The organism is Paenibacillus sp. FSL H8-0317, from assembly GCF_045040685.1.
Taxonomy (GTDB): domain Bacteria; phylum Bacillota; class Bacilli; order Paenibacillales; family Paenibacillaceae; genus Paenibacillus.
In genome coordinates this window covers 480015-505082 of sequence record NZ_CP150294.1, presented here as the reverse complement: position 1 = coordinate 505082, position 25068 = coordinate 480015, and the positions used below count along the sequence as shown (strand labels likewise).

The 25068-nt window shown below is 48.0% G+C and carries 24 protein-coding genes; 12 read left to right on the top strand and 12 right to left on the bottom strand.

What is annotated here, in order from left to right; genetic code table 11:
- Positions 1-118: 118 nt before the first annotated feature.
- The gene (locus tag MHB43_RS02540) at positions 119-286 is read right to left on the bottom strand and encodes a hypothetical protein (protein ID WP_017691019.1); all 168 of its coding nucleotides are present in this window, start codon (positions 284-286) and stop codon (positions 119-121) included.
- A 304-nt stretch (positions 287-590) separates the two neighbouring features.
- Between MHB43_RS02540 and MHB43_RS02535 the strand changes: the two genes are divergently transcribed.
- From MHB43_RS02535 to MHB43_RS02520, 4 genes are all read left to right on the top strand, one after another.
- On the top strand, positions 591-1421 hold the full coding sequence (locus tag MHB43_RS02535; RefSeq protein ID WP_405131252.1) for a sensor histidine kinase: 831 nt from the start codon (positions 591-593) through the stop codon (positions 1419-1421).
- 1 nt (position 1422) lies between these two features.
- Positions 1423-2079, top strand: coding sequence for a response regulator transcription factor (locus MHB43_RS02530; protein ID WP_211084473.1), 657 nt, complete (start codon positions 1423-1425; stop codon positions 2077-2079).
- A gap of 250 nt (positions 2080-2329) precedes the next feature.
- Positions 2330-4045 carry a copper resistance CopC/CopD family protein gene (locus tag MHB43_RS02525; protein WP_405131251.1) on the top strand — a complete coding sequence of 572 codons (1716 nt, stop codon included), beginning with the start codon at positions 2330-2332 and terminating at the stop codon, positions 4043-4045.
- A gap of 463 nt (positions 4046-4508) precedes the next feature.
- Entirely contained in the window at positions 4509-5285 is a 777-nt protein-coding gene (locus MHB43_RS02520; protein ID WP_405131250.1) for a YcnI family protein, read from the top strand.
- A 229-nt stretch (positions 5286-5514) separates the two neighbouring features.
- Here the strand turns inward: MHB43_RS02520 and MHB43_RS02515 are convergent, their stop codons facing one another.
- The 4 genes from MHB43_RS02515 to MHB43_RS02500 all read right to left on the bottom strand — a co-directional run bounded on the left by MHB43_RS02515 (position 5515) and on the right by MHB43_RS02500 (position 9086).
- The gene (locus MHB43_RS02515; protein ID WP_237177562.1) at positions 5515-5793 is read right to left on the bottom strand and encodes a hypothetical protein; all 279 of its coding nucleotides are present in this window, start codon (positions 5791-5793) and stop codon (positions 5515-5517) included.
- Positions 5794-5838: 45 nt separating this feature from the next.
- Complete coding sequence (locus MHB43_RS02510; protein WP_237177561.1) at positions 5839-7179, bottom strand: hypothetical protein; 1341 nt, start codon at positions 7177-7179, stop codon at positions 5839-5841.
- A gap of 15 nt (positions 7180-7194) precedes the next feature.
- Entirely contained in the window at positions 7195-7476 is a 282-nt protein-coding gene (locus MHB43_RS02505; RefSeq protein WP_405131249.1) for a hypothetical protein, read from the bottom strand.
- A 353-nt stretch (positions 7477-7829) separates the two neighbouring features.
- A complete protein-coding gene (locus MHB43_RS02500) occupies positions 7830-9086 on the bottom strand; it encodes a DUF445 domain-containing protein (RefSeq protein ID WP_221823869.1) in 1257 nt (418 codons plus the stop codon).
- 333 nt (positions 9087-9419) lie between these two features.
- On the opposite strand from MHB43_RS02500, the gene MHB43_RS02495 reads away from it, so the two are divergent.
- The 3 genes from MHB43_RS02495 to MHB43_RS02485 all read left to right on the top strand — a co-directional run bounded on the left by MHB43_RS02495 (position 9420) and on the right by MHB43_RS02485 (position 11888).
- The gene (locus MHB43_RS02495) at positions 9420-10247 is read left to right on the top strand and encodes an aldo/keto reductase (RefSeq protein WP_221823867.1); all 828 of its coding nucleotides are present in this window, start codon (positions 9420-9422) and stop codon (positions 10245-10247) included.
- 274 nt (positions 10248-10521) lie between these two features.
- On the top strand, positions 10522-11040 hold the full coding sequence (locus MHB43_RS02490) for a sigma-70 family RNA polymerase sigma factor (RefSeq protein ID WP_405131248.1): 519 nt from the start codon (positions 10522-10524) through the stop codon (positions 11038-11040).
- Positions 11037-11888 carry a hypothetical protein gene (locus tag MHB43_RS02485; protein WP_405131247.1) on the top strand — a complete coding sequence of 284 codons (852 nt, stop codon included), beginning with the start codon at positions 11037-11039 and terminating at the stop codon, positions 11886-11888. The genes MHB43_RS02490 and MHB43_RS02485 overlap by 4 nt, the downstream gene beginning before the upstream one ends.
- Before the next feature lie 152 nt (positions 11889-12040).
- Here the strand turns inward: MHB43_RS02485 and MHB43_RS02480 are convergent, their stop codons facing one another.
- Entirely contained in the window at positions 12041-12499 is a 459-nt protein-coding gene (locus MHB43_RS02480; RefSeq protein ID WP_076216501.1) for a cupin domain-containing protein, read from the bottom strand.
- A 257-nt stretch (positions 12500-12756) separates the two neighbouring features.
- Between MHB43_RS02480 and MHB43_RS02475 the strand changes: the two genes are divergently transcribed.
- Entirely contained in the window at positions 12757-13608 is an 852-nt protein-coding gene (locus MHB43_RS02475) for an AraC family transcriptional regulator (RefSeq protein ID WP_017691033.1), read from the top strand.
- Positions 13609-13760: 152 nt separating this feature from the next.
- Here the strand turns inward: MHB43_RS02475 and MHB43_RS02470 are convergent, their stop codons facing one another.
- Positions 13761-15374 carry a glycoside hydrolase family 28 protein gene (locus MHB43_RS02470; RefSeq protein WP_221823861.1) on the bottom strand — a complete coding sequence of 538 codons (1614 nt, stop codon included), beginning with the start codon at positions 15372-15374 and terminating at the stop codon, positions 13761-13763.
- Between the two features lie 487 nt (positions 15375-15861).
- Between MHB43_RS02470 and MHB43_RS02465 the strand changes: the two genes are divergently transcribed.
- The 4 genes from MHB43_RS02465 to MHB43_RS02450 all read left to right on the top strand — a co-directional run bounded on the left by MHB43_RS02465 (position 15862) and on the right by MHB43_RS02450 (position 19046).
- The gene (locus tag MHB43_RS02465) at positions 15862-16590 is read left to right on the top strand and encodes an amino acid ABC transporter ATP-binding protein (RefSeq protein WP_051449904.1); all 729 of its coding nucleotides are present in this window, start codon (positions 15862-15864) and stop codon (positions 16588-16590) included.
- A 39-nt stretch (positions 16591-16629) separates the two neighbouring features.
- Positions 16630-17460: a transporter substrate-binding domain-containing protein gene (locus MHB43_RS02460; protein ID WP_017691036.1), complete on the top strand. Its 831-nt coding sequence runs from the start codon at positions 16630-16632 to the stop codon at positions 17458-17460.
- Between the two features lie 101 nt (positions 17461-17561).
- Positions 17562-18284, top strand: coding sequence for an amino acid ABC transporter permease (locus MHB43_RS02455; protein WP_036616642.1), 723 nt, complete (start codon positions 17562-17564; stop codon positions 18282-18284).
- Positions 18285-18395: 111 nt separating this feature from the next.
- A complete protein-coding gene (locus MHB43_RS02450; RefSeq protein WP_315370831.1) occupies positions 18396-19046 on the top strand; it encodes an amino acid ABC transporter permease in 651 nt (216 codons plus the stop codon).
- 519 nt (positions 19047-19565) lie between these two features.
- Here MHB43_RS02450 and MHB43_RS02445 read toward each other — a convergent pair.
- The 5 genes from MHB43_RS02445 to MHB43_RS02425 form a co-directional block, all read right to left on the bottom strand.
- The gene (locus tag MHB43_RS02445) at positions 19566-20903 is read right to left on the bottom strand and encodes an FAD-dependent oxidoreductase (RefSeq protein ID WP_340907611.1); all 1338 of its coding nucleotides are present in this window, start codon (positions 20901-20903) and stop codon (positions 19566-19568) included.
- Between the two features lie 59 nt (positions 20904-20962).
- A complete protein-coding gene (locus tag MHB43_RS02440; RefSeq protein WP_405131246.1) occupies positions 20963-21817 on the bottom strand; it encodes a carbohydrate ABC transporter permease in 855 nt (284 codons plus the stop codon).
- Entirely contained in the window at positions 21801-22715 is a 915-nt protein-coding gene (locus MHB43_RS02435; RefSeq protein WP_339181419.1) for a sugar ABC transporter permease, read from the bottom strand. Before MHB43_RS02435 ends, MHB43_RS02440 begins: the two co-directional genes overlap by 17 nt.
- Before the next feature lie 276 nt (positions 22716-22991).
- Positions 22992-23702, bottom strand: a complete 711-nt coding sequence (locus tag MHB43_RS02430) for a hypothetical protein (protein WP_221823856.1) — start codon at positions 23700-23702, stop codon at positions 22992-22994.
- Between the two features lie 32 nt (positions 23703-23734).
- On the bottom strand, positions 23735-25030 hold the full coding sequence (locus MHB43_RS02425) for a sugar ABC transporter substrate-binding protein (protein WP_339181415.1): 1296 nt from the start codon (positions 25028-25030) through the stop codon (positions 23735-23737).
- Positions 25031-25068 lie beyond the last annotated feature (38 nt).

The following is a 25068-nucleotide window of genomic DNA, read 5'->3' as shown; positions in this document are numbered from 1 at the left end:
TTCTATAAGCCCTAAACAAGTCAAAGCGCTATCCCCGGTCTGATCGGAGATAGCGCCATTTTCATTTTCATGGAATGAATCGTACACCAGACAGCTTCATTCTCGTGCAGATTCTACATTAAGATTTGGTATTCAGTTCATGTGAGGTCTGATGCAGCTCTTTAATCATCTGCTGCAAAAACATGTTGTCTTGGCGACTGATACCGTGCTGATTGTCTTGAACAAGCATCTGGTGAATGTTCTTTTTGAGCAATTCACTGCGACGTTCCAATACTTCTTGACTCATGTTGTTGCTTCACTCCTTAACATGTTTTGTAATGAATTCACGTTCTATATAAGTATAGAGGACCTTCTCCGATAGGGAAAACGGACTCAGCCTTCCTCAGCTGTTCACACCAACCCTCACCTAGCGTGACAACATTTCACCCCTTGTCATTCTTAGATATCCTTCTAAATACTCCCTGATCCTCCCCAGCTTTCTCCAAAGACACAGACTAGGGTCTTGGACAAGCTTGCGTTATAATGGTCCCATCCCTGTATAAATAAAGTACCTTATTAAGCTAATCCTAGATCAAAGGAGTTCTGCATTCATGTCCTATAAACAAATCAAATGGATGATTCTGCTGATCCCCACATTCACGGTTGGCATCTGGGAATATATTCGCCATCAGTTTCTGATGCCATACCTTTCGATGGACGCCGGGAACTGGTTAACACCCGTCATTGTTTATCTTGTCAGCGTGACACTGCTCAGCCGATTGTTCCACATGCTCGAAGGTGCCAGGGCTGCTCTGGAGCAGGAACGTGCAGCGAAAGCAGCTCTGGAAGCTCGTGACCAATTGGCACGGGAACTTCACGACGGCATATCTCAGTCTCTTTTCCTGCTCTCAGTGAAGACTGATAAAGCAGGCCGTAGTCTGGCAGGCAGCGGACATGAGCATGAGATCCAGGAGATTCAAAAAACCGTGCATGAAGTCAATACATATGTAAGGCAAGCTATTGCCCAGTTGCGTTTTGTTCCTTCCTCTACGGTAACATCAGAAATTATTTCACTGCATGCGCAGGTTGAAGTGCTCGTCAAGGAAACGGTACCTGGTGCACAGATTCATTGGGACCTCAAGGGTGTAACGTTCTCTGCCAAGGAACAAGTGGAACTGCTCGCTTGTATCCGGGAGGGTTTACTGAATGTACGCAAACATGCGCAGGCTACCCGCGTTCAGGTTCACGCGGAAGGTAACCCAATTGCCTGGTTCATTTATATTCAGGATAATGGGAATGGACTACGTGGAGATCCTCTTCATCTGAAGGATCGGTACGGACTCCGAATTACGAAGGAGCGTGCTGCCGAGATGGGTTGGTCTTTTACCCTCGATTCAAGACCGGGGCATACCCGAATGATGATAGGAAAGGAGCATGCTTAATATGGAACATGTACGTGTATTGGTTGTTGATGATCATGCGCATGCGCGTGAAGCGATCTGTAGCATTTTATCCGAGGACAGCCTGTTTGAAGTGATAGGTACAGCTTCGAATGGACAGGAAGCGCTGGAGCTCACCGGGCAATGGATGCCCGACCTGATCCTGATGGACGTGCAGATGCCGGGCATGGATGGGCTGGAAGCCACCCGTCAGATCAAGCTGCGATTCCCTTATGTTATTGTTGTTATGGTCACTGTATCGGATGATGTGACCTTTCTGTTCGAAGCATTGAAACAAGGCGCTCAAGGCTATTTGCTCAAAAATCTAACGCCTTCCACCTGGCTTGAATACCTGCGCGCCATCGTCAGTGACGATGCACCGCTCAGTAAGGAACTGGCCTACCGGATTTTGCAGGAGTTTCCCGCACCACGCAGTGAAGATATGCAAGATAACCCGCTAACAGCGCGGGAACTTGAGATTCTGCAATGGGTATCCGCGGGATATACCAATCGGGAGATCGCCGATCAACTCGGTATTTCAGACCAGACCGTGAAGAATCATCTCAAAAACATTTTGCAGAAGCTCCAGCTTGAAAACCGGGTACAACTCACCCGCTATGCGCTAGAGAGCGGGCTTGCGGGACGTAAACTTCGCAAATAGCGCAGTTTCGTAGTGATATGTGAATGGTAGCACAAACGTAACACATACCTATATGAGATTTGTAACATGAGACGAGATGTTGTTCTGCAACGTACACATTCATGCTTTTGTCACAAATATGTAGACCAAATCGTTTTTTTATAGCCCAATGTAGTCATACGCAGTCATTTTGGACAAAGTTATAATGGGATAGATTGTGTTTAAAGGACCATGAATGACTACAAATCTATAACCTGAGGGTGATGATTTTTTGATTTTTACACGCTTTACCCTGAAATGGGGCAAACGGCACTGGGCATTGGTCACCTGTCTGTTGCTCGTATGTTGCCTTGTTATGCCACAGTGGGCATCTGCCCATGCTTATATTGTTAAGGCTTCGCCAGGAGAAAATGAGATCCTCGTAGCTGTTCCGGAGCAGCTGACGCTGGAGTTTAACGAATCCTTGCAGACGGCCTTTTATGATATCAAAATTACCGGCCCTGACGGCAATCAGGCAGACGATGGAAATGTACAGATTGATGTGGATCGCCCTCATATTCTGGAGACTGGCCTTCAGGCTGGACTCGGGAACGGGACTTATGCCGTTAACTGGAAAGCTGTATCTGCCGATGGGCACCCCATCCAAGGGGCATATGTTTTCCACATCGGTGAACCATCCGGTTCTCCTGCCGGACTGAGTGATCTTACATCCGGTTCCGGTTCAACAGGTGGACCGCTGAAATGGATCGTTTCCCTGACAGACTGGATTCAGTATCTCGGATTGTCTGTCATTCTGGGGACACTTGCATTCTTGCTGCTGCGAATTGCACCGACATCCATGACAAGAGAACCTATGGACGTTCCGGGTAGCTACAGATTGTTATGGATCAGCTATGCTGCTGCTTCCTTTGCCGCCTTGGTCAGCCTGCCACTGAATACATTGTATGAATCTGGTGTGGCTCTGAACGAACTAAGCTGGGGACTGATCGGAAGTGCGCTCAAGCTGACATCCTTTGGCCAGATCTGGATGTTACAGATCCTCATTGTAATGCTGCTGGCTGTCACGATTCTCTCCGGATATGATCGCGATCGATCCATCCGTGCTCGCATCTGGTCTTCTTACGGCTCACTCGTGCTCGTGCTTGGATGGCTGTTCACGCATGCTATGACGGGACATCCGGCTGCGGCGGATCAACGTGCGCTGGCGATTGCCATGGATTTCATACATCTGATTGGTGCTGCTTTTTGGATTGGCGCATTAACTGCCATGGCGATATGTCTGCCCCCACTGGCAGACAAGCTGCCTTCGAAGGTACGAGGAGAAGTTTACTGGGTTGCTATTCGCAGGTTTACCGCCTGGGGGATTGGCGCCGTAGCCGCTCTGGTTGCTACTGGGATATACAGCAGTCTGATTATTCTGCCTGCACCCGTGCTAACCTCCCTGTTCACTACAGCCTATGGCCTTGTCCTGATTGGCAAGATCGTCCTGCTGATTGTGATGGTTCTCTTTGCATGGCGTCATGCCAGATTGGCAAGAGCAGCTACGGGAAGCAGATTATCCGGCAGCCTGAAAGCCGAGCTTGCTACTGGTGCTGTGATTCTCGCTCTTGCTGCCGTACTGACACATCTGTCTCCAGGACAACCCGCTGCGGTCGGTCCGTATCAGGAAACAAAGACTACAGAAGACGGCTCGTCGATCACACTTCAGGTGAGTCCCAATGTAACGGGAGAGAACCAATTTGAAGTCGATGTGAAACGTGCAGATGGCAGTATCGTTAATGATCTGGAACAGATCACCCTGTCACTCACACATCTGGACATGGATATGGGGATCTATGAGATCACCATTCCGAAAAATGATACTGGTGTGTACAAGGCTGAAGATTACATCTCCATGCCTGGACGTTGGAATATCAAGGTACATCTCCTGACCAAAACGCTCGATGCACTGGATGCCGAATTTGAGATCGACACCGCCAAGCCATAGTTACACAACGTTTATATTGAAAAGTGACCCAATCTAAAATTAGTGTTTCTACAAACTGCAAATGTAGTGAAGGGAATGAAATTGATTCTGGAGAAGCGAAGCACTCGCCTTTATTCCCGGATTTCAACTTATTACTATTTAAATTGAACTATTATTTACACTGAAACGGAGAGGGCAGAAAAAACCTGAAAAAGCGAAGCGTTCGCCTTTATCACCAGATTTTCCCCTTTAAGAAAAGGGAATCAAAAAATCTGGGGATAACAGCGATTGGAAGGTTATTCTGTCATCGGAGTGTATGTGTAAACCATCTTTAGTTCAATTTATATAGTTGGATCAATAAATTCGGGAATAACGGTGATCGAAAGAACCATTCGTAACCGAAACGGCCTTTGCAGAACGTAGACACTCATTTAAGAAAATGGGCCGCATCATATATGATAAGAACTGAAAGGGGTTATTTATTTTGAAGAAAACATCATGGATTTCCAAACTAACATCCACTATCGCAACAGGTACCGCAGCATTCATGTTATTCGCCGGATTCGCGAGCGCTCACGTTACCGTTAGCCCAACCGTTGCACAGACAAGCGCATGGCAGACGTACACGATTAAGATTCCATCCGAGAAAGAACTGCCTACAACCAAAATCACCATGAAAGTTCCGGAAGGTGTTGCATTCAAGCAGTATCAACCACTGGCAGGCTGGAAAATCACTACAGAGAAGAACGATTCCAATGAAGTAACCTCGATCACATGGGAAATTGACGGCGATAACGAGGGAATTCTCGCAGGACAATTCCAGCAGTTCAACTTCGTTGCACAGAACCCTAAAGCGGAAGCTGAAGTAGCTTGGGATGCCTTCCAATACTACAGTGATGGCAGCATCGTAGAATGGACAGGCCAACCAAGTGACGCCAACCCGCACAGTATCACAACGATCAGCGAAGATCCGGCTGCTGCTGGTAATGCTGCGGCAGGTGGAGGTCATGCCAACGATGGACATGATAGCGCAGGTACAGAAGGAGCCACTGGGGATAATGCAGCTACCGACGATAGCAAAGCAAACGATGACACCACGCTGGGCGATGCACTCAATGACACCGTTACAGGTGAACCAAACAACACGGATGCAGACCCGGGTACACTGAAACTTCAACAAGCAACATTGATCGTATCCATTCTGGCTCTGATTCTGTCCTTCTTGGGGATTGCGTTGGCTACACGTCGCAAAAAACGTTGAGAACTAACTTACAGTTCAAGATAACTTGAGAAAAATTTAGATAACAAAGAAGCCTATGGCATCGGGATCAAACCCGGTATGCTATAGGCTTCTTTAGCTATCATCATCGTGATTGGGGCTACCCATGTTCTTTACAATCCGTGGTTTAGGCACTAATCATGCCGCTCCACATTCATACTCTTATCCACACTGATTGCCATCCGCAATATGGCATCAGCCTTACCACTCTTTAGCGTTCCTGATCCGTCTGGATCATGATCTCAATGTATTGCAGCAAGCTTTTCTTCTGCTGTTCAATGGATTGAATACGTCTGGACAGGCCCGCAAAAAACTCTTCAATCTGCTGCCTTGTATGATCTGCGGACTGGCCTTTCCAATCGTTCAGGCGACTGTATAACGCCCTCGCCTCCTGTTCATCGGCTTGCAGACGGGCAAGCAGCTGTGTCAGTTCTTTTTCCGCAATTCGAAGATCATTCAATTCCACCAGCAATTGTCCACCCACTTGCATTCCCCTCCCCCATGTACGTGATATCGATATTAACCAACCTGGTTCCTAATTAAAATGAACCGGACTCTCGTCAGCCTGCCGGAAGGCATCTGCTTTCTCATCAATAAAGTTCAGGAACTGGCTGGTATGTTTCATATGCCATGTGCTAAGTTCTTGAATCGACGCGTCCAGTTGGGTGACAATCGGCTCCAGCCTGCGACTGCGACTTGTATGCAGGTATTGAGCCATGCGGCTTCGTACCTGGTTTAGCTCCGCATTGCATTGTTGTGCATTTTGCTTCCACCGCGAAGCGACACTTTTCAGTTCTTCCGGCGTTACCTGAATCAGTCCTGAAGCCGCAGCAGCCGAAGCCATTCCTCCACCGCCGCCAGACTTGGAACGTAACGGACCTAAGTTCTTGCTGAACGGTCCCATGTGATCCATAAGGCGTGGTGAATAGCGGATTCTCTCTCCAGTAATCGGATCGTACAGGTCATTGGATATGTAACCATTTTTGAAATCATATTGATCCAGACTGTGATAGTTTTCCCCGCCAAATGAGTTCTTGGCTTTATCGATAATACTCACGCCGTCATTCGCCGAGTCATAATCGGAGTTGATGTAATAGGTCGATCCCACATGCCGGTCATATCCTCCCAGCGTCCCGCTGGCTACCAGATCACTGGGATTCGCATAGTTCACAACCTGCCCGTCAAATGCACCCGCTTCAGCCCGGCGCCGCATTTCTGGCGTCAAATTACCCATTACAGATGGTGCACTAAACGTCACGGCTGGAATTCCGGTATAAGCAGATGCATATTGTGCATTTCCCCCGCCCAAGGAATGTCCGGTCATCGAGAAATTCAGATCCTTATGCTTGTTCTGCATGTGATTTGCGTAGTCTTCGGATTGATACATCTGATTGGCCCAGCCTGTAGGGGAAACGGTTTTTTCAATATCCTTTACGCGATCACCCGTCCAGTTCTCCACATCTCTTACCCTGTCACCAGCCCAATCCTCCACTTTGGATATCCCCGTGAAGTCCTTGACACCTTCGACCCCTTTGTCGAGCCAATCCGGCGTAAGATTATTGACAAAATTCCCGGCCTCCTGCTGGCCCTTACGAATCAATTCTCCGCCCCCAATGCGGCCATCCATGACAAAGTCAGGTACAGAGCGATCCAAGGATGCACTTCCTTCTGTACCACGATAAGCAATGACAGCTTCCTTGGTCTCGGGATTATAAAATGTTACAGCATCAAAACCGGAAAATTTATTGCTTTCCGTCCCCTCAAGGACCTCCCATCCGGGAAGTTCCGTTAATTTGTCTCCAGCCTTTTGATCCTGGTAGGCTAGATCAGACATCGTTTTATACGTTTCATCATCAATATTGGACCCGTTACTCAATAACTACACCTCCCTTTATTTGTCGTATGGATTATGTCCCTTGGCCATCATCGCTTCCTCAATCTCAGGGCTAATGACCAGGTTCTTGGTTACTTTCTTTTTATAGTCGTACGAAATGCCAAAGCTCTGATCTTCATGATCTTTCACATGCCCTTTCAGCCCAATCTGGGACACTGCCATTTCCGGCAACAACTCTTTGCTTGTAATCACAACATCCAGTTCAAACTTCTGCTTGAAGTGCTGAATTACGGTTGCTTCAGCTTCTTGGTATAGAGCTTCCTTCTCACTTGCATTCATGTTCTGACAACCTCCCAAAAATATAGTAAACACCATCATTAGTGTGAACAAACCCTTCAACCACCCTGCACGTTTAATACGGATCCCCCCTCATGATAGAATAGAGGCATTCACTATATGTGAAGTACACCCTATTCATCTGTTACCTGCATCATAGTACAAAATCAACATGAGCCATATCGGCTAACAGAATCGTTTTCATGTAACTTTCTTCCTATATGATTCAAATAGGACACTTTGGTGTACATTACCCACTTTCCTAATTCTTGCATCAAGTACATAATATTTTTCCCATACACGACAAAAAGAGCCTGCTCCTCGAAAGAGCGGCCCTCCTTTTGCATGATTTACTGTTATGCCAATGCCATCTGCAGCGCAGTCAGCGCAATCCCGATAACAAATCCGGTAACGGCTCCGTTGATCCGAATCCATTGCAGATCCTGTCCAACCTTATCCTCAATCATCGAAACCAAAGTGGCATTGTCCATTTTGTCCACATTTTCGCGTACCAGTTTACCGATTTTGGAATGGTTTTTCTCCAGCAGTGTTGTGACGCCATTTATAATCTTGGCATTCATGCCTGTCATCAACTCGTCATCTGCCCGCAGATCAACCAATACCCGCTCAATGGCAGGCAGTGCATACGTATCTACATACTGTCCATCTTCCATCGCGGCGAGCGCCTTGTCTCTCAGTTCGGTGAGTTTGTTCAGCACCGTTTCCTCTGCGTTCCAACCCTCCAGCATATTGTTCTTCCAATTGTTGATTCCATCTTGCATAGCCTCGCTCATTGCCAAACGCACCGTCTGGGTACGTACCATATCAAGCACCTTGTACCTTAGAGCGCTGCCTTCACGTTTCATATCCTCTACCCGATCGAAGAGATATCCTTGTAAAATGCCACCCAGACGCTCCTCGTTCATATAACCCAGGAACGCATTCATCGCAAACTGCATCAATCCGTTCATCTGAATGCCGCTGATGGCTTTCATGCCGCTTTCACCCAAAAACATGATCGTCTCGGGTTTAACCAGCCACTCCTCGGCTTGCTTCAGTCCGTAGTCCAGCGCTTTGGCGTCATAACCCCGCTCTGTCATCTGGTGGGCAGCCCGTTCCAGAATCGGACCCAGATCAAAGGCGCCCGCTTGTGACTTGATCTCACGTGCCACGAGCGGAGCAATCTGCTCTAACGGCAGACCCGCCAGAATTCGTTTGCAGAGTGTATCAATCATCGTCTTGATCCCGTCACTGTGAAGCTCACGGGTCAACGTATCGAGTACCGTCTCTGCTGCTTTGAAATCTGCAATTTTCTCGGTAATACTGTCTTTGTTGAGCAAGTTATTCTCTACTGCGGAGACCAGACCTTCCGTCATTTTATCACGATTTTTCGGCAGCAATGCCGTGTGTGGAATGGGAATGCCGAGCGGGTGACGGAATAATGCGGTAACTGCGAACCAGTCCGCAAGTCCACCCACGAGTCCCGCTTCAAATGATCCTACCAGCAACTTGCCCACAGGAGCGCCCTGGAACGGCAAGGATGCAGCAAATCCTGCTCCCATCACTACGAGAGACCAGGCAGCTGCTTTTTTGGTTTGTTTAGGTTTAGCCATTGTATTCTTGCTCCTTTATCGTTAATCGTACGGTCCGGTCTGTACCCGATTCCGTACTTCGTCTGTTCTTATGTAAACTCTCCAATTACAAAGTCTTGACTTCCATGTTTCGTATACTTCATCTTATCACCCACAAGCGTCAAAACCAAACCTCTGGTTGAAGAAAAAGGATAATAGCGGCGTTTGTCTCGTAAAATGGATCGCTCCCTTTTCCAATACAAGGAAGAGTTTAGTATAATCATTCAAGACGGCTCTTCGATATCGATTGGCTGCTGAACAGCAGGGTAATTACATAGTGGAACAATGAATCAATAAGAGGAGGAATTTCGGACCATGAAACACGTGCAGGACACAACCACACTCTATAACGGAGTCAAAATGCCATGGCTGGGGTTTGGGGTATTCAAAGTTAAAGACGGAGACGAAGTCGTTCATGCTGTCAAAACAGCCATTCAAGCTGGTTATCGCAGCATCGACACAGCCAAAGCTTATAACAACGAAACAGGTGTCGCTCAGGGTATTCGTGAATCTGGAGTAGCTCGTGAGGATCTGTTCATTACCACTAAAGTATGGAATAGCGATCAGGGATATGAATCCACGCTAGCTGCCTTTGAAGCCAGCATGGAACGACTTGAACTGGAGTACCTGGATCTCTATCTCATCCACTGGCCGGTTAAGGGCAAGTACAAAGATACATGGAGAGCGCTGGAGAAACTCCATAAAGAAGGACGCATCCGGGCGATCGGTGTGAGCAACTTCCAGATTCACCATCTGGAAGACTTGATGATCGATGCCACGATCAAACCAGCAGTTAATCAGGTGGAGCTTCACCCACTATTAATTCAGTCAGAGCTTCGTGAGTACTGCAACAAACATCAGATTCAGATTGAAGCCTGGTCTCCGCTCGGACAAGGTCATCTGATGGATCATCCGTTGCTGAAGGATATCGCCGCCAAATACAGCAAGTCCCCCGCACAAGTAATTCTGCGCTGGGATCTGCAGAACGGCATCGTGACGATACCGAAATCCGTCACCCCTGAGCGTATTCGCGCGAACGCCGATCTCTACGATTTTGAGTTAACTTCGGAAGAAATAGAGCAGATTAACGGCCTGAACGAGAACAAACGCTTTGGTTCTGATCCAGATAACTTTAACTTCTAATATAAGCAGATGAATTCGATTACACCCGCCTTCGATCTTGGAAGAGCGGGTGTTTTGGTATGTGATGTTATAGGCCAACTATTCGTTGTTAAGAATGGAGGCGAGGCTCATTATCCTATACAGGGCCGAAAGAAAAAAGTTTTTTTGACCGTTTAGAACTATTTTGTCTCCTCATCAGTCTAACGAGTGTCAAGCGAACTCAAGCACTTATATAGAATCCAGGCCTGGAACAAGCGGTGACTTGAATATTTAGGTTGATCAGGGGGGATCAGGAGTGATTAGACTGAACCATAAAAAGACAAAAGAAGAACAGTTCAGCGAAAAAATAACAGAGATTCAAAATAAATTATATCGACTGGCATACTGCTATGTTAAAAATGAACAAGAAGCGCTGGATATCGTATCCGAAGCGGTCTATAAAGGGTTCATCGCTTATGGAAAGATGGAGTCCATGACTTATTTTGATTCCTGGATGTCACGAATTGTGATTAACACGGCGATAGATCATATTCGACGTAACCAGCGAGTGACCTATATGGAGGATCATGTGCAGGAATTTGTGGCTCCAGAGCGAGGGGCGTCGCTGGAAGAAAAAATGGATCTATATGATGCACTGGACCGGCTTATCCCCGAGGAAAGAGCTTATATTATATTAAAATTCTTTGTGAATCTGCCTTTTCGAGAGATGGCTGAAGTGCTCTCCATACCGGAAAATACAGTTAAGTCCAAATTCTATCGTATTATCAAAAAATTAAAAATTTATTTGATTGAAGGAGAGGTCGAGAACGTATGACAGGAAAAGATCGTTACGAAAATATTGAAATCCCTGCTCAACTTAATGACGTTATTCATCATGCACAGAAAAGAGCCGCTGCTCGCAAGAGTTCATCTCGAATGATTCGTTATGCCTCAGTCATAGCGGCATGTGCTGCTTTTCTCTTCGTGGTGAACATCCCTTCCGTAGCAAACGCCATGTCCAAAATACCTGTGGTCGGAACGATTGTTCAGGTACTTCAATTCGGCGATGGCGGCAAGATTACCGATGGAGTAACTGTCGGATCGGAAGCAACCGAAAATACGCTTAAAATCAATTTTAGCACCGACGAGCAAGATCAGACTAATGATGCGCCCCATTATAATGTGGTACACAAAGAAGCACCGAATCGTATCCTCTTCACTTTTAGCGGTGCACGTTACATGGATATAGAGAAAGTCAAAGCCGACTTCATGACCCAGCCTTTAGTGAAAGATGTTTATGGTTCCATGATTTTAGACGACTCTTCCGTCGGATTCGTAGTTGTACTGAAAGAAGGGGTACAGTATGCCGTAACGGAATTCAAGAACCCTGGATACCTGGAAGTGAAACTGACTTCCGACGGCAAACCGGTCACACCTTGGAAAGTATACTCTCTCCGCACAGAATCAATGCCTTTTGGAGAATCGATGGGTATAATTAAAGAATCCTATCCGGATGAGGACATCTCTTTCCTCAAAACGCCCACTGGTGAGTTTACAGCAGTTATTGGAGAATATCTTACCGCTGAAGAAGCTGAACAGAAGCTTAAAGAACTCGCTCAGCAACCGGATTATCATGAGGAGTTTTATGTGGACAGCTGGATGAGTAACGAGAATCCCAAGTGATCAGTTATTGCCAAAAGTGATGCTTATTCAAAAGGAAATGATCTATCCCTGAACTGGGTACAGACCTTAGCATACTTAATACGCGCAATCCAAAAAAATCCCGATTCGGATGCCTATGCACCTGGATCGGGATTTCGTGATAAAAGTTATACTTAACCTTTGGATACCAGCTTGAAATCATCAAAGTGGAAACCTGGCGCTACTACGCAAGTTACCAGTACAGGCTCATCACCCAGCGGACGCGCTGTCTGCCATACGCCGGCAGGAACGAGCACCTGTGGTGATTGCCCCGCAGCAATATCCATCCCCAGAACAAGAACTTCCTCGTTCTCCGGGTTCTCCCCGTTGCCGCCCAGCTTCAGTTCAACCGGACTGCCGCTGTGCCACAGCCAAAGTTCATCGGACAGAACCGTATGCCACTCGGAGATTTCATGTGCATGCAGCAGGAAATATGTGGAACTTGCCGAGAATCGTGGGCCGGAGTATGTATCCGGCAGAACGGACTGTGGAATCTGATAAGATGCCTTCCATTCTTCCTTATACCAACCGCCTTCAACGTGAGGCTGCATATTGAGCGCAGCAACCAATGGCGATAATTCATGTGTCGTCATAACATGTTTCCTTCCTTCCAAATCATATTGGAGACACTCCTTAACCAGAGTTTCGCCTCTCTCCCCCTACTCTAAAACATCATTCAAGTTTTGTCACCTTGACAGTACATATGGGCCATGCCAGATTCGTTCTCTCGGTTTTTAACGATAGGATTAAAGAAATATTTAATTTCCAATGATAGCGTTTACAAAAAGATGGATTTTCCGTTATGATATGGATATCGTTGTTAATCCGTGAAGCAGAGGGGAGCTGTACCATGAGTCTCATAGAGGATCGGATTGGACCCAAATATCGAATCGGTGAACATTCATTTACCATTGAACATATGCGAAGACATGATGGGAATGGTATGCCACAACCTCACGCTCATCCATTCTACGAACTGTATTACTTACTTGAAGGTGAACGAGTGTATTCCATGAATGGTCAGATTCTGTCCGCCCGCAAGGGTGATTTCATTCTGATTAATCCACACGATGTACATACCACCTCCAAAGGAAGTATTCCCGGCTTCGAACGGATATTAATCGGTTTTTCGCCTGCTTTTGCAACGGGGATGGAACTTGGCATATGTGGTCTGCTGCCTTTTAATTGTTCAAGGCTCCTTCGCCTGCCTGAAGCGGAACAGCCCGAGATGGAACGTATATTGTGGCAGATGCTGCAAGAATGCAAAGAGCGACGCCCTCACTATGAGATCGCCGTAAGAAGTCTGCTTGCCCAACTTTTGATCCGTATTCATCGGGTAGAGGAGAACATCCGGCAGTCATGCCCCGGCCCCTTGCATCCGATGCAGGACAAAATCAGTGAAATCGTCACTTATGTGAATAAAAACTATACCGAACCACTTACGCTGGAGGGTGCAGCCAATCGTTTTTATATCAGCCCATCCTATCTGAGCCGGATGTTCAGCCGATTTACGGGGTTTCGATTCAGCGAATACTTGCGTGTTGTCCGCGTCCGAGAGGCACAGCGAAGACTGCTTTCCACACAAGAGCGTGTACAAATGATCGCAGAGAAGGTAGGATTTGAGCATACGGCTCATTTTAACAAAACATTCAAACAGGTTACCGGTACAACACCGCTGCGCTATCGCAAGGAACACCGGTAGATCATCCGATAACTTCATATAAAAGCCGAGTGGGTGGCCTTGCTCCAGAGATTACGCATCCCTTATATCGTGAAGCACCACGATTACTGGATCTATGGCTACGCCACTGCGGCTGAGTTTGACCAACTTGTATAAACCTTATTACATAACTTTTACCTGCGAATGATCACACCACTTCGTACCTCGGGACCAACAGAGATCTGGCGACCTTCTGTGTCGGCATCACCTTCTCGGCAGACAATGCCTGCGGATTCGTGTCCTGTCACCATCAGAAGTCGGCCATCTGCGCCTTTGCCCTGAATGCTCTCTAATTCTGCCCCTTTACACTGGTGCAAATGAACCAGCGGACCTTCGGTGATCTGCGCCTGCAATTCAGCGATATGCAGATGTTTCGCATGAGCACATTGGATACCACTGCGGGCTTGCACGCTGTAACGCTGGATGATCACCCCATCCAAAGGCAGTTCCGGCAATCCACTCACAAGCAACGCAGTGTCGGCACCAGCACAGACCACATCCGATATTCGAATATCCCGGAACACTGGCGTCTCTTCGCTAATCTCCTGAGACAGATCACTGCCCCGGGCAGAGCCCTCCTGATTCGCATAGAAAAAGGAAAACGAGATCGCTTCCATAATGATATCTTTCATATATATACGCTCAATCTGAATGTCCTCAACCACTCCGCCGCGCCCACGTGCGCTTTTGAAGCGAAGTCCAATGTCCGTTCCGATAAACGTACAATCCGATACTCGCACATGCCGCACACCACCGGACATTTCACTGCCAATGACAAACCCGCCATGACCGTGATACACCGTGCAATCCCGAATGGTGATGTACTCCGATGGCAGGCCAAGCTCACGGCCTTCGGCGTCCTTGCCTGATTTTAGACAGATCGCATCATCACCGACATCGAATATACTCTTCTCCACCACCACATGACGACAGGATTCAATGTCCAGCCCATCTCCATTCTGAGAAAACCACGGATTCCGCACACTCACGTTACGAATGGTGACATGCTCAGATGCCCAGGGGTGCAGATTCCATGCAGGTGAGTTCTGGAACGTTGGACCGTCCAGCAATACCCGTTTGCATCTCCGTAAACTGACCATGTTGGGACGCAAAAAGTCTCTAACTTCTTCATAGGCAGTGGTATCACTTACCTGCTCCTGATGCAATCGATTCGCAATGGTGCCGCCTTCAAGTGCAGCTGTGGTAGGCCACCAGATTTCTTCATCCCCACCGGATTGCTCTACAACACCACCGGAAGCGACTAATTTTTTCCATTGTGAAGTGGTCATTTTGGAGCGTTTCACCGGACGCCACGCTTCCCCGCCACCATCCCATATCCCCTCACCAGTAATCGCAATATCCTCCAGTTGATCACCATCGATCGGGGATTGGCAACGTACCACCTGCCAGCCTTCGAAGCTTGATGCAATTAATGGGTATTGATCGAAATCTCGGCTAAATGTAACCAGTGCCCCTGCTTCCACATGTAGCTCGATCCGGCTGCGCATTACAATCGGACCTGTGAGCCATACCCCGGCAGGAATAACGATTCTCCCACCTCCTGCTTCAGCACATGAAGCGATGGCAAGTCGGAACATCTCCGTATTATCTGTTACTCCGTCTCCAACAGCTCCATAGTCTGTAAGCTGAAAATCCTGAGCAGGAATGACAGGCAAATTGGCTTCATAAGCTCGAACATCGAACTGGGCACTTGCTCCTGTCGACATTGGGGAGTGATATGTATTCATCGTGCAGAATCATCCTCTCTACATGTAATGGAATTGTTATGGGATCAATGATCAATATATCGCTTTTACTTTCTTTACTTACGTTCAAACGGACACTCTCTCACTCCATCATATCAATGGGATGACGTGTAGGGTTGAGCTTTCTTGCCATGTACACGTGGAACTTGATGCTATTTGTTTTGTTAATCAGAGTCATAAATCAAACATCACTTCTAGTATACTCTATACAACTATTCCAAAGGTTGGAAAACAACTAGGAGAATAGATTCATTTTTCTGTCAGGATTCGTCACAAGTGAGTTAATAACATGACAGATATATAACATATTTTCTGGCTATAGCCCTAGGTTACCCATTACTTATGTCATGTTTTATCACAAACCAATTGCCATAAGCAGGATGACTATGTATGATTAAATAACTAGTTTCAATTTATTCCTTATTATCCCTTTTACACACAGACGTTGCAGAAAGGATGGGGTGTACTCTTGATTGAATTTAGGGGTGTCCAGAAGCATTTCGGTCATTTTCATGTCCTCAAGGATATCCATCTTCACATTGAAGAAGGAGAGGTCGTCGTCATTATCGGACCTTCCGGCTCCGGCAAAAGCACATTACTCCGCTGTATTAACCGCCTGGAGACCATTACCGAAGGTGAACTTGTCGTCAGTGGGATTCCTCTACATCAGAAAAAGGTGGACATTAACCTCTTCCGCCGTGACATCGGCATGGTATTTCAACACTTCAATCTGTATCCTCACAAAAAAGTCATCGATAACATTACCCTTGCACCCATGAAGGTGCGCAAACAACCCAAAGAACAAGCAGCCGCAACAGCAATGAAGTATCTGACCCGAGTGGGCATTGCCGACAAAGCAGACAGTTATCCCTCCCAGTTGTCCGGTGGACAGCAACAAAGGGTAGCCATCGCCAGAGGACTCGCCATGGAGCCCAAAATCATGCTTTTTGATGAACCTACCTCCGCACTCGATCCCGAGATGATCGGGGAAGTCCTCGATGTTATGCGTTCCCTTGCCCATAATGGCATGACCATGGTCGTCGTTACCCATGAGATGGGATTCGCCCGCGAAGTTGCGGACCGGGTCATCTTCATGGACGAAGGCCGAATTGTTGAAGAGGCCAACGCTGCTGAATTTTTTGACAACCCCAGAGAAGAACGAGCACAGCAATTCCTGAGCCGTCTGATTCATCATTGAAAATAATCCAATATTCCATTTTGAAAGGGGTCTTTATTCATGAAGAAATTATTGAAATGGCCATCATTTATGCTTGTCCTCATTCTCTCCCTTGTATTGTCAGGTTGTAGTACAGGTACAGATACACCTTCAGCGAGCGGTGGTGGTGACGCCGAGGCGAAAGGCACAATTGAGCGGATTAAGGAACGCGGCAAGCTCATTGCCGGTGTGAAATACGATACGAAGTTGTTTGGCTTGAAAGATCCCGCAAGTGGCAACGTTGAAGGATTCGATATTGATATCGCCAAAGCACTCGCCAAACAAATCCTTGGAGATGAGACCAAGGTCGAACTGAAAGAGGTCACTTCCAAGACACGTATTCCCATGCTGCAAAATGGAGACATCGACATCATCATCGCCACGATGACAATTACGGATGAGCGTAAGGAACAGGTAGATTTCAGTGATGTTTATTTCGAGGCAGGCCAATCCCTGCTGGTGAAAAACGACAGTGCGATTACCGGCCTGGAAAGCCTCAGCGGGGTGAAAGTACTCGCGGTGAAAGGCTCCACATCCGCTCAGAACATTCGCGAGAAAGCCCCGGATGCTGAGGTGCTTGAATTCGATAACTATCAGGATGCATTCACTGCTCTCAAAGCAGGTAAAGGCGAAGCGCTGACCACAGATAACATCATCCTCATCGGTATGCAACAGACGGATAACAGCTTCCAATTGGTTGGTGGCAATTTCACAAGCGAACCTTATGGTATGGCCATTCGCAAAGGTGACACTGCCTTCGTGGAGGAAGTCAACACGCTGCTCAAAAGCATGAAAGACAGCGGGGAATATGACACATTACATGAGAAATGGCTCGGCTCCAAGCCCGAGTAACCCGAATTAAGATAGGTAAGCGGCGAATTCGTCTGCTGGATGCGAAGCATGAGCAGACGTAATCGCCGTTTCTACATCTGGAGAACGGAGGCTTCGCCTATATGGGCACATTGGATTTCAGCGTACTGATGCGACACTCGGATCGTTTTCTGGAAGGGTTCCTGAATACGATTCAAGTGAGCATTATGGCTCTCATTGGCAGCTTTATCCTTGGCGCGATCCTGGCTATCTTTCGGATATCCCCTGTGAAACCGCTGAACTGGATCGGCACGGCTTTTGTGGAATTTATCCGAAACATCCCATTGCTGCTGGTTGTGTTTTTCTTCTATCTTGGACTGCCTGCACTAGGCATCTCGCTGGATGGGTTTGTCTCCGGTACTCTGGGTCTGACCATCTACACCGCCGCTTTCATTGCCGAAGCGATCCGAGCGGGCATTCAGACCGTGCCGCGTGGACAACTGGAAGCAGCAAGGTCTTCCGGCTTGTCCTATGTACAGGCCATGAACCTGATCATTCTGCCCCAGGCCATCAAGATTGTACTGCCGTCCATCGGCAACCAGTTCATCAATTTGGTCAAAAACTCATCCATTCTTGCCGTTGTCGCCGGTATGGATCTTATGTATTTTGCCGACCTAGTTAACTCGGATACGTTCCAACCGCTAAGTGTGTACACCATTGTTGCGCTGTTCTATCTGGTGCTGACACTACCACTTAGCTTCCTGGTGCATTATATGGAGCGCAGGTTTGGACAGAGCGATGCAGAAGCGCGCAGCACCAAAGGCAAACCGAAAAAGAACAAACCGGCAGGTCAGGTTACCATGTAACAGATTGACTTGTACCTGCGCAGATTTTTAGGGAGATATATTGGCTTGTCCATGCCCCATCTATTGATCTTCGATATTCCATTCCTGCACACAGAAGGAGGCTAATAAAATATGGACTTTAGCGGGGCCTATGCGTGGCCCAACCTTCGTTTCCTGCTTCATGGATTCCTGATTACCCTGCAGGTAGCAGGGCTATCCATTATATTCAGCTTTGTGCTCGGCACTGTGCTGGGTACGATCCGGTTTACCCGTATCCCTGTTCTGTCACAGATCGTGGCAGTGATCGTGGACACGATCCGAAATCTGCCGCTGTTGCTCATCATTTTCTTCATCCACATGGTACTTCCACAGCTCGGGATTAAAATGTCCGTCTTCTGGTCCACAGTTGTTGGACTGAGTCTGTTTGAAGGCGCGATGATCGCTGAGATCGTCCGTAGCGGTCTGAAGTCTGTTGAGCGCGGTCAGGTGGAAGCTGCCCGCTCCTCGGGCCTGAGTTACATGCAGACTCTCGGTGGCATCATCATGCCACAGGCGCTACGCCGCATGTCCCCGCCGATGGTAAGCCAATTCATCTCACTCCTGAAGGATACTTCACTGGCGATCATCATCTCTCTGCCGGAGCTGATGCACAACGTGCAGATCCTTGGCGGTCAAAGTTTTGATTACATTATCCCGGCCCTGCTGCTCGCAGCCGCATTGTATTTTGTCATCAACTACGCGCTGTCCATTGTCGCAAGGCGACTTGAGGCACGGATGAATTGATAATCGGAGAGAATAAGGCATGAAGGAAAAATGAAGGAACAACTAGGAACATCAAGGAACCGAGACCCCATGATTGATCAGATATGAAGAAATGAACTTGAAGGAAAGAACCTAATAGATGAAAAGAATGAGAACGCCCCAAAAACTCTAAATTCACCTATGCTATGCAGTGGATTTGGAGTCTTTGGGGCTACAGTTATGCTCATCAATTCACAAGCTTCCCACCAATTTCTAACGAACTGAGGGAAGCTTATTTAGCTATTTTGGGGATAGTTTCTAATCTAACGAATCGTAGACGCTCTATTCTTCCGATTCACCCCACTTTTACCCCCTATTGCAGGGTTTTGAGTAAAATAACTTCACTGAGATTCGTTACATTTTTCATTTCAGCTTATATCCCGAAATTAGACGCCTCAGGTTCGTTAAAACTTACGCCACCACCGCGAATTAAATAAACACCCACTCCCACTATTAATGATTCACCCGATTCGCCCAATTCGTCCACAATCAGCTCATCCGCTAGATCGCTGCTCCGTTGCGACGTAATTCCGCCTGTAACAGCGCGATCGGCAGTTCCACCGGGTCCAGCTTCATCTTCACTGTGAGTGCAGCCGCTGTTCCCGCGGCCTCCCCGGTAGCCATACAGCTTGGAGTCAACCTTGTCGTTGCATGCGCCTCATGTGTGGTGGAGATGCAGCGTCCTGCCGCCAGCAGATTGCGGATATTTCGAGAGATCAGACAGCGATACGGAATATCATATGCTCCATCTCCCTCTATAAAGGCAGCCACAACGCCTTGACCCGAAGGGTCATGAATATCAATCGGATAACCACTTCTGGCAATCACATCTTCAAATTTTTGTCCTGCAACCACATCCACCTGGGTCAAAGCGTAATGACCTATGATTCGCCTGGATTCACGGATACCAATCTGCGTTGCTACTGCCGAGATCGAAGCCCGTTTGAATCCAGGCACATCACGCTGCAAAAACTCAGCGATCATCAGCACCTGCTTCCGGCCTTCCTGTTCCGCAGAGGTTAGATCCTCGGCATCCGTCGCATCAAGTCCCTGCACTCGGGTACAATTAATCAGCACTTCATCCTCTGCCGGTCCGGTAAAAAACAATACCTGGTCGCGATTAATCGGCACACCTGCTTTTTTCCACTGGGAATAGAATCCACTCACCCCGGTTAACGGAATGCTGTCCAGTTCAGCAAAAGGAGTTTTCACATAGAAATCCTCCGGGTGCTCCAGCATGTATTGTTTCACTCGTCCAAGATCCACACCACGCATGCGGAATTTCATGGTCATCGGCTGTGACTGATGGTCGCCGTCTCGTCCCTTTGCCACAGAAGCACCCGCAAGATAAGCCAGATCCGCATCCCCGCTTGAATCCACAAATACATTCGCCTGGAATTCCATTCTTCCAGACTTGTTGGTCACTCGCACCGCTTCCACCCGTTCACCTACAACGACCACCTCGTCCACAAAGCTGTGTAACAGCAGCCGGACACCCGCCTCCTGTAACATCTCTGCCGCAACCACCTGAAAGATGGCTGGATGGTACGGCGTAACGGTATGCACAAATCCAACTGTATCGCGCAGATGCCCCGGAGAGCCACCACGTGCCTGCAAACGATCCACAATCTCCTGCGCAATGCCTTTAATGACCTGCTCACCACGCTCCGTATGGAAAGTCATCCAGGGATAGACCATAGCGGCAGTTGACATCCCGCCCACGAATCCATATCGCTCCACCAGCACTGTTCGTATACCCTGCCGTCCAGCCGCAATGGCTGCCGCTATACCCGCAGGGCCCCCTCCCACAATAACGACATCTGCTTCTTCTTTTTTCATGCTCTTCTGTTCACGCAAATGTTGTCCCTCCTTCCGTTCTATTGCACATGTTGCACTGCTCACTCTTTCAGCCCTGTCATGGCAACCCCCTCAATGAAGCGCCGTTGTGCCAAGAAAAAAACAATTAACAATGGCAAGGTCGCCATCACGGTGGCACTCATCAGGTATTGCCAGGCTGTGCCCACTTCATCTGTAAACAGGGATAATCCAAGCGGCAGCGTCATTAGACCACGCGAGTTAATGAAGATCAACGGATCAAAAAACTCATTCCAGATCGTCACAAACGTGAAGATCGTCAGCGTAGCCATACCCGGCTTGGCAATGGGCAGCATAATTCGCGCATATATCCGGAATCGGTTGCAACCATCAATCATCGCCGCTTCTTCCAGTTCCGTTGGCACCGTAATGAAGAACTGCCGCATCACAAAGATGCCAAACACACCACCCGCGCCAAAGATCGGCAATAATATCAGCGGAAGATGGGTATCAATCCACCCCAGCTGCCGCATGAACAGAAACATCGGTATCGCTGTCACCTCATGGGGAATCATCATCGCACTTAGCAGAATGAGAAATACCACATTACGTCCCTTAAACGGAATTTTGGCGAATGCATAGCCGGCGAGAGAGGCAAAAAATACTGTTCCCAGCACAACCAATGCAGAAATGTAGATACTGTTCCAATAAAAACGGTGAAACGGAATCAATCGAAAGACATCGATATAGTTCTGAAATCGGAAAGTATCCGGTATCCACTGCGGTGGATAGGTGAATATGCTCTGGGGTTCCTTGAATGATGTCGATATCATCCAGATAAATGGCACAATCATAATGAGCGAAATCAGAGTCAGCAACAAATACGTCCCCAGAGTACTTCCTATCTTCCGCCCCGAAGGACTAGGCATCGCCTTCATTGAATACCCACCTCTTTCGGAGCTGCCATTGCAGCAGCGTCAGAATTAGCACGATAAAGAATAGTACATATGCGAGAGCAGAAGCATAGCCAAACTGAAATAGTTTGAATGCTTTTTCCCAGATATAATAAACCAATACCTTGGTGCTGTTGCTCGGCCCGCCCTGTGTCATCACATAGATCTGCCCGAATACTTTGAGTGAACCAATCACGGTCATGACTACAGTCAGAAACACCGTTGGCGTGATCATGGGCAACGTGACGTGAAAGAAGGTTCCCCTTTTGCCCGCCCCGTCTAATGTTGCTGCTTCGTACAGTGAACGCGGTACCTGCTGAATAGCTGCAATGAACAGCACCATATTCAGACCGACATTTTTCAGCACACTTGTCACTATAACCGCTGGCATTGCCAAATCCGGATTGTAAAGCCAGGCCGGACCTTTGATGCCCAGCATCAACAGAAGCTGATTAATCAATCCAGACTCTGTCGCATACATCAGCTTCCACACGATGGCCCATACGATCAACGAGGTCATGACCGGAACAAAGATCGCTGTTCGGAAAATTCCGATGCCCCGCAGATTTCTGGACAATAACAACGCGAGCAGCAAGGCGAGCACAATATTAAGCGGCACCAGCCCCGCTGTGAAATAAACCGTATTGGCGAGCACTTTCCAGAACATGGCGTCTGTCATAATATTCCGGTAATTATCCAATCCAATAAAATGATAATCCCCCAGCAGCGGCCAATCGGTCAGGCTCATGTATAACGCGAGACCCATGGGAAATAACAGCAGCAGGGTAAACCCAAGCACCATCGGCGATACAAACAGCCAACCCGCGATCTGGGCCTCTCTGGCGAGCGGCCCCCCTCTTTTGCGCTTGAGTGAATGGGTCAATCAGGCCTCCCCCTTTTAATCAAATTTCCTCCGAAGCTGAACTCTGCGACGATTCTATATAAGGTGAACTATACATTTACACAAGAACGTAGAGGACAGAAAAAACCTGAAGAAGCGAAGTGGTCGCCTAAAAGCTTTCTGGAAGAAAGCTGCATCGGAAGCATATGCTTTAACCCGGATTTCCCCTTTATATATGGGATTCAAAAAAAATCTGGGGATAACAGCGATCGGAAGGTTGTTCTGGCATCGGAGTGGCAAGTGTAAATATTCTTTAGTTCAACTTATATAGTCCGAACGGTTCAGACTGTCCACCGCATTGCGGAACCCGTTTACGGCCCTTCGCAGCTGTTCCACCGTGTTGCCAGTCACGACCGCCCCAAGCATGATCGCTTTTACCCCGGTATCGCGCAGCACCCGAACATCCTCCGGCACCAGCTTTCGCTGGGAAGGGACTAATACCGGAACCTGGGCTTGCAAGACCAGACGGCGATACTTAAGCACATCCGCGAAGCTGAGCGGTGTACCATATTCTTTTCCAGGTACAATGGATGCCTCCAGAGCGGTGAAGCCGAAGTGCGCTGCCGATGTTACGAGGGAAGCATCATATTCTTCATTGATCGCAAACGTTGGGTCCAGCCCCAAGTCATTCAACATGAAGGATGGCAAGTGATGTGCATAGATGGAATAGAAGTCAAAACCCAGTCCGGAAAGCCTCTCCACATCCTCTCGCCTTGCTCCCTCAATACTGCCAGAAGGTACGACCCCAAGCGGACCACCAAACTCACTGCGGATCGCCCGAAACACCTCGGCATACATGTCTAATGGACCAAAATGATTCCCGCTGGCGCGATGACCGACATTATAATGCACCTTCAGTGCATCAGCGCCCTCTTCCATGGCTGCCCGGGCCAAAGATAGATCGTTCTCTGGCAGGCTGACCAGCAGCGACAGCGGTTTCCGCTCAAGTAATTCTTTGAATTTGCCCATCCTCCCTCTCCTCCTCTTTCTCATCGAATGATCTAGGGTTGCAACACACTTTGGATCTCTTCCTGCATCTGTTTCAGGTTATCCTCAGCTGTCGCTGTCTTTGCAAACAGTCGGTCAAATCCCTGCAATACCGCATTGTCGATATCCTGCCAACGGATATGACCGGGAATTAAGCGCGCTTTTGGCATTTCATCAATGACCGCCTGTACAATATGCTCTTTGCTCGGGTTATTCGGCTGAAGAATGAATGCATCTGAGTTCAGAACAGAGGTACGCGGAGGCACAAAGTAGGTGGCTGTCGCCTGAATCCCCTGCTCACTGGCAAAATACTTCAACAGTTTCTTCGTTTCCTCTGGATGTTTGCTGTCGTTGAACATGGCATATCCGGCCTGCCCCAGCATCGGTACACTGCCTTGAGAGCCGGAAGGCATAGGAGCGATGCTCCATTCAAAATCCGTAATTTCTCTTGCTTTGGAAACATAGCTGTAATTATCAAAGAACATGCCCACATTGCCCGCATCGAAGCTGACCTGTTCGCCTGCCTTCGGGTGTGATTCATCGGTGAACATCATGCGTTCCAGCAATTCAAAGGTCTGTACGCCATAGGCATCGTTCCAGGTGAACGTTGTCATGCCTTCGTCGAATGGACCGCTTCCATTGGACCAGGAGTAGGAGGAAAGCACCGCCCAGGTCTTCCAGTCGCGAAAAAAGTTGGCACCATAGACTCGGTAGGTCGCATCCTTGCTGGTAATGCCTTTGGCGGACTCTTCGAACTGTTCCCATGTCCATTTCCCTTGGGTGGCAAGTGAGTTTGGATCAGTCAGACCGGCTTGGTCAAACAGCGTTTTATTGTAAAACATGACCACCGGAGGTGTAGAGAAAGGTAATCCCAGCAGTTGATCTCCATCACGGAACAAATCCAATGTACTTGGAATATAATCATCCAGCTTAAACTGTGCATCATCCTTGAACTCGGATACATCGGCCAGAATATGGTTGGACTTGAATTGTGGCACCATTCTCTCCGATACCCAGGCGAGATCGGGAAGAGAGCCTCCGGCGGCAAGCACCGAAATTTTTTGCTGGTATTCTGCGAAAGGTACGGATTCCATCGTTACTTTGATGCCTGGATTTTCCTTTGTGAAGTCATCGATCAACTTGTTGTATACATCCATATGCGCCTGATTGCCCCACATCATGAACTTAAGCTCGACCTCACCATTCTCCCCGCCCGTACTGTCAGGTTCACTGCTGGAATTGGAGCCTGTGCACGCGATTGAAGCCATCATCATGAATATAAACACCAGTATCAGTCCTGCTTTTTTCATGGAGATCCCCCTTATGGACGTCGTGGTATACATGTGCA

Excerpts from the sequence above, each read along its gene's own strand:
- MHB43_RS02480 (WP_076216501.1), bottom strand. The coding sequence starts at position 12,499 with ATGACGACACATGAATTATCGCCATTGGTTGCTGCGCTCAATATGCAG.
- MHB43_RS02445 (WP_340907611.1), bottom strand. The coding sequence starts at position 20,903 with ATGAAAAAAGAAGAAGCAGATGTCGTTATTGTGGGAGGGGGCCCTGCG.
- MHB43_RS02425 (WP_339181415.1), bottom strand. The coding sequence starts at position 25,030 with ATGAAAAAAGCAGGACTGATACTGGTGTTTATATTCATGATGATGGCT.
- MHB43_RS02450 (WP_315370831.1), top strand. The coding sequence starts at position 18,396 with ATGGACTTTAGCGGGGCCTATGCGTGGCCCAACCTTCGTTTCCTGCTT.
- MHB43_RS02500 (WP_221823869.1), bottom strand. The coding sequence starts at position 9,086 with ATGGCTAAACCTAAACAAACCAAAAAAGCAGCTGCCTGGTCTCTCGTA.
- MHB43_RS02440 (WP_405131246.1), bottom strand. The coding sequence starts at position 21,817 with ATGAAGGCGATGCCTAGTCCTTCGGGGCGGAAGATAGGAAGTACTCTG.
- MHB43_RS02530 (WP_211084473.1), top strand. The coding sequence starts at position 1,423 with ATGGAACATGTACGTGTATTGGTTGTTGATGATCATGCGCATGCGCGT.
- MHB43_RS02470 (WP_221823861.1), bottom strand. The coding sequence starts at position 15,374 with ATGAATACATATCACTCCCCAATGTCGACAGGAGCAAGTGCCCAGTTC.
- MHB43_RS02455 (WP_036616642.1), top strand. The coding sequence starts at position 17,562 with ATGGGCACATTGGATTTCAGCGTACTGATGCGACACTCGGATCGTTTT.
- MHB43_RS02505 (WP_405131249.1), bottom strand. The coding sequence starts at position 7,476 with ATGAATGCAAGTGAGAAGGAAGCTCTATACCAAGAAGCTGAAGCAACC.
- MHB43_RS02485 (WP_405131247.1), top strand. The coding sequence starts at position 11,037 with ATGACAGGAAAAGATCGTTACGAAAATATTGAAATCCCTGCTCAACTT.
- MHB43_RS02535 (WP_405131252.1), top strand. The coding sequence starts at position 591 with ATGTCCTATAAACAAATCAAATGGATGATTCTGCTGATCCCCACATTC.
- MHB43_RS02460 (WP_017691036.1), top strand. The coding sequence starts at position 16,630 with ATGAAGAAATTATTGAAATGGCCATCATTTATGCTTGTCCTCATTCTC.
- MHB43_RS02495 (WP_221823867.1), top strand. The coding sequence starts at position 9,420 with ATGAAACACGTGCAGGACACAACCACACTCTATAACGGAGTCAAAATG.
- MHB43_RS02515 (WP_237177562.1), bottom strand. The coding sequence starts at position 5,793 with ATGCAAGTGGGTGGACAATTGCTGGTGGAATTGAATGATCTTCGAATT.
- MHB43_RS02430 (WP_221823856.1), bottom strand. The coding sequence starts at position 23,702 with ATGGGCAAATTCAAAGAATTACTTGAGCGGAAACCGCTGTCGCTGCTG.
- MHB43_RS02475 (WP_017691033.1), top strand. The coding sequence starts at position 12,757 with ATGAGTCTCATAGAGGATCGGATTGGACCCAAATATCGAATCGGTGAA.
- MHB43_RS02540 (WP_017691019.1), bottom strand. The coding sequence starts at position 286 with ATGAGTCAAGAAGTATTGGAACGTCGCAGTGAATTGCTCAAAAAGAAC.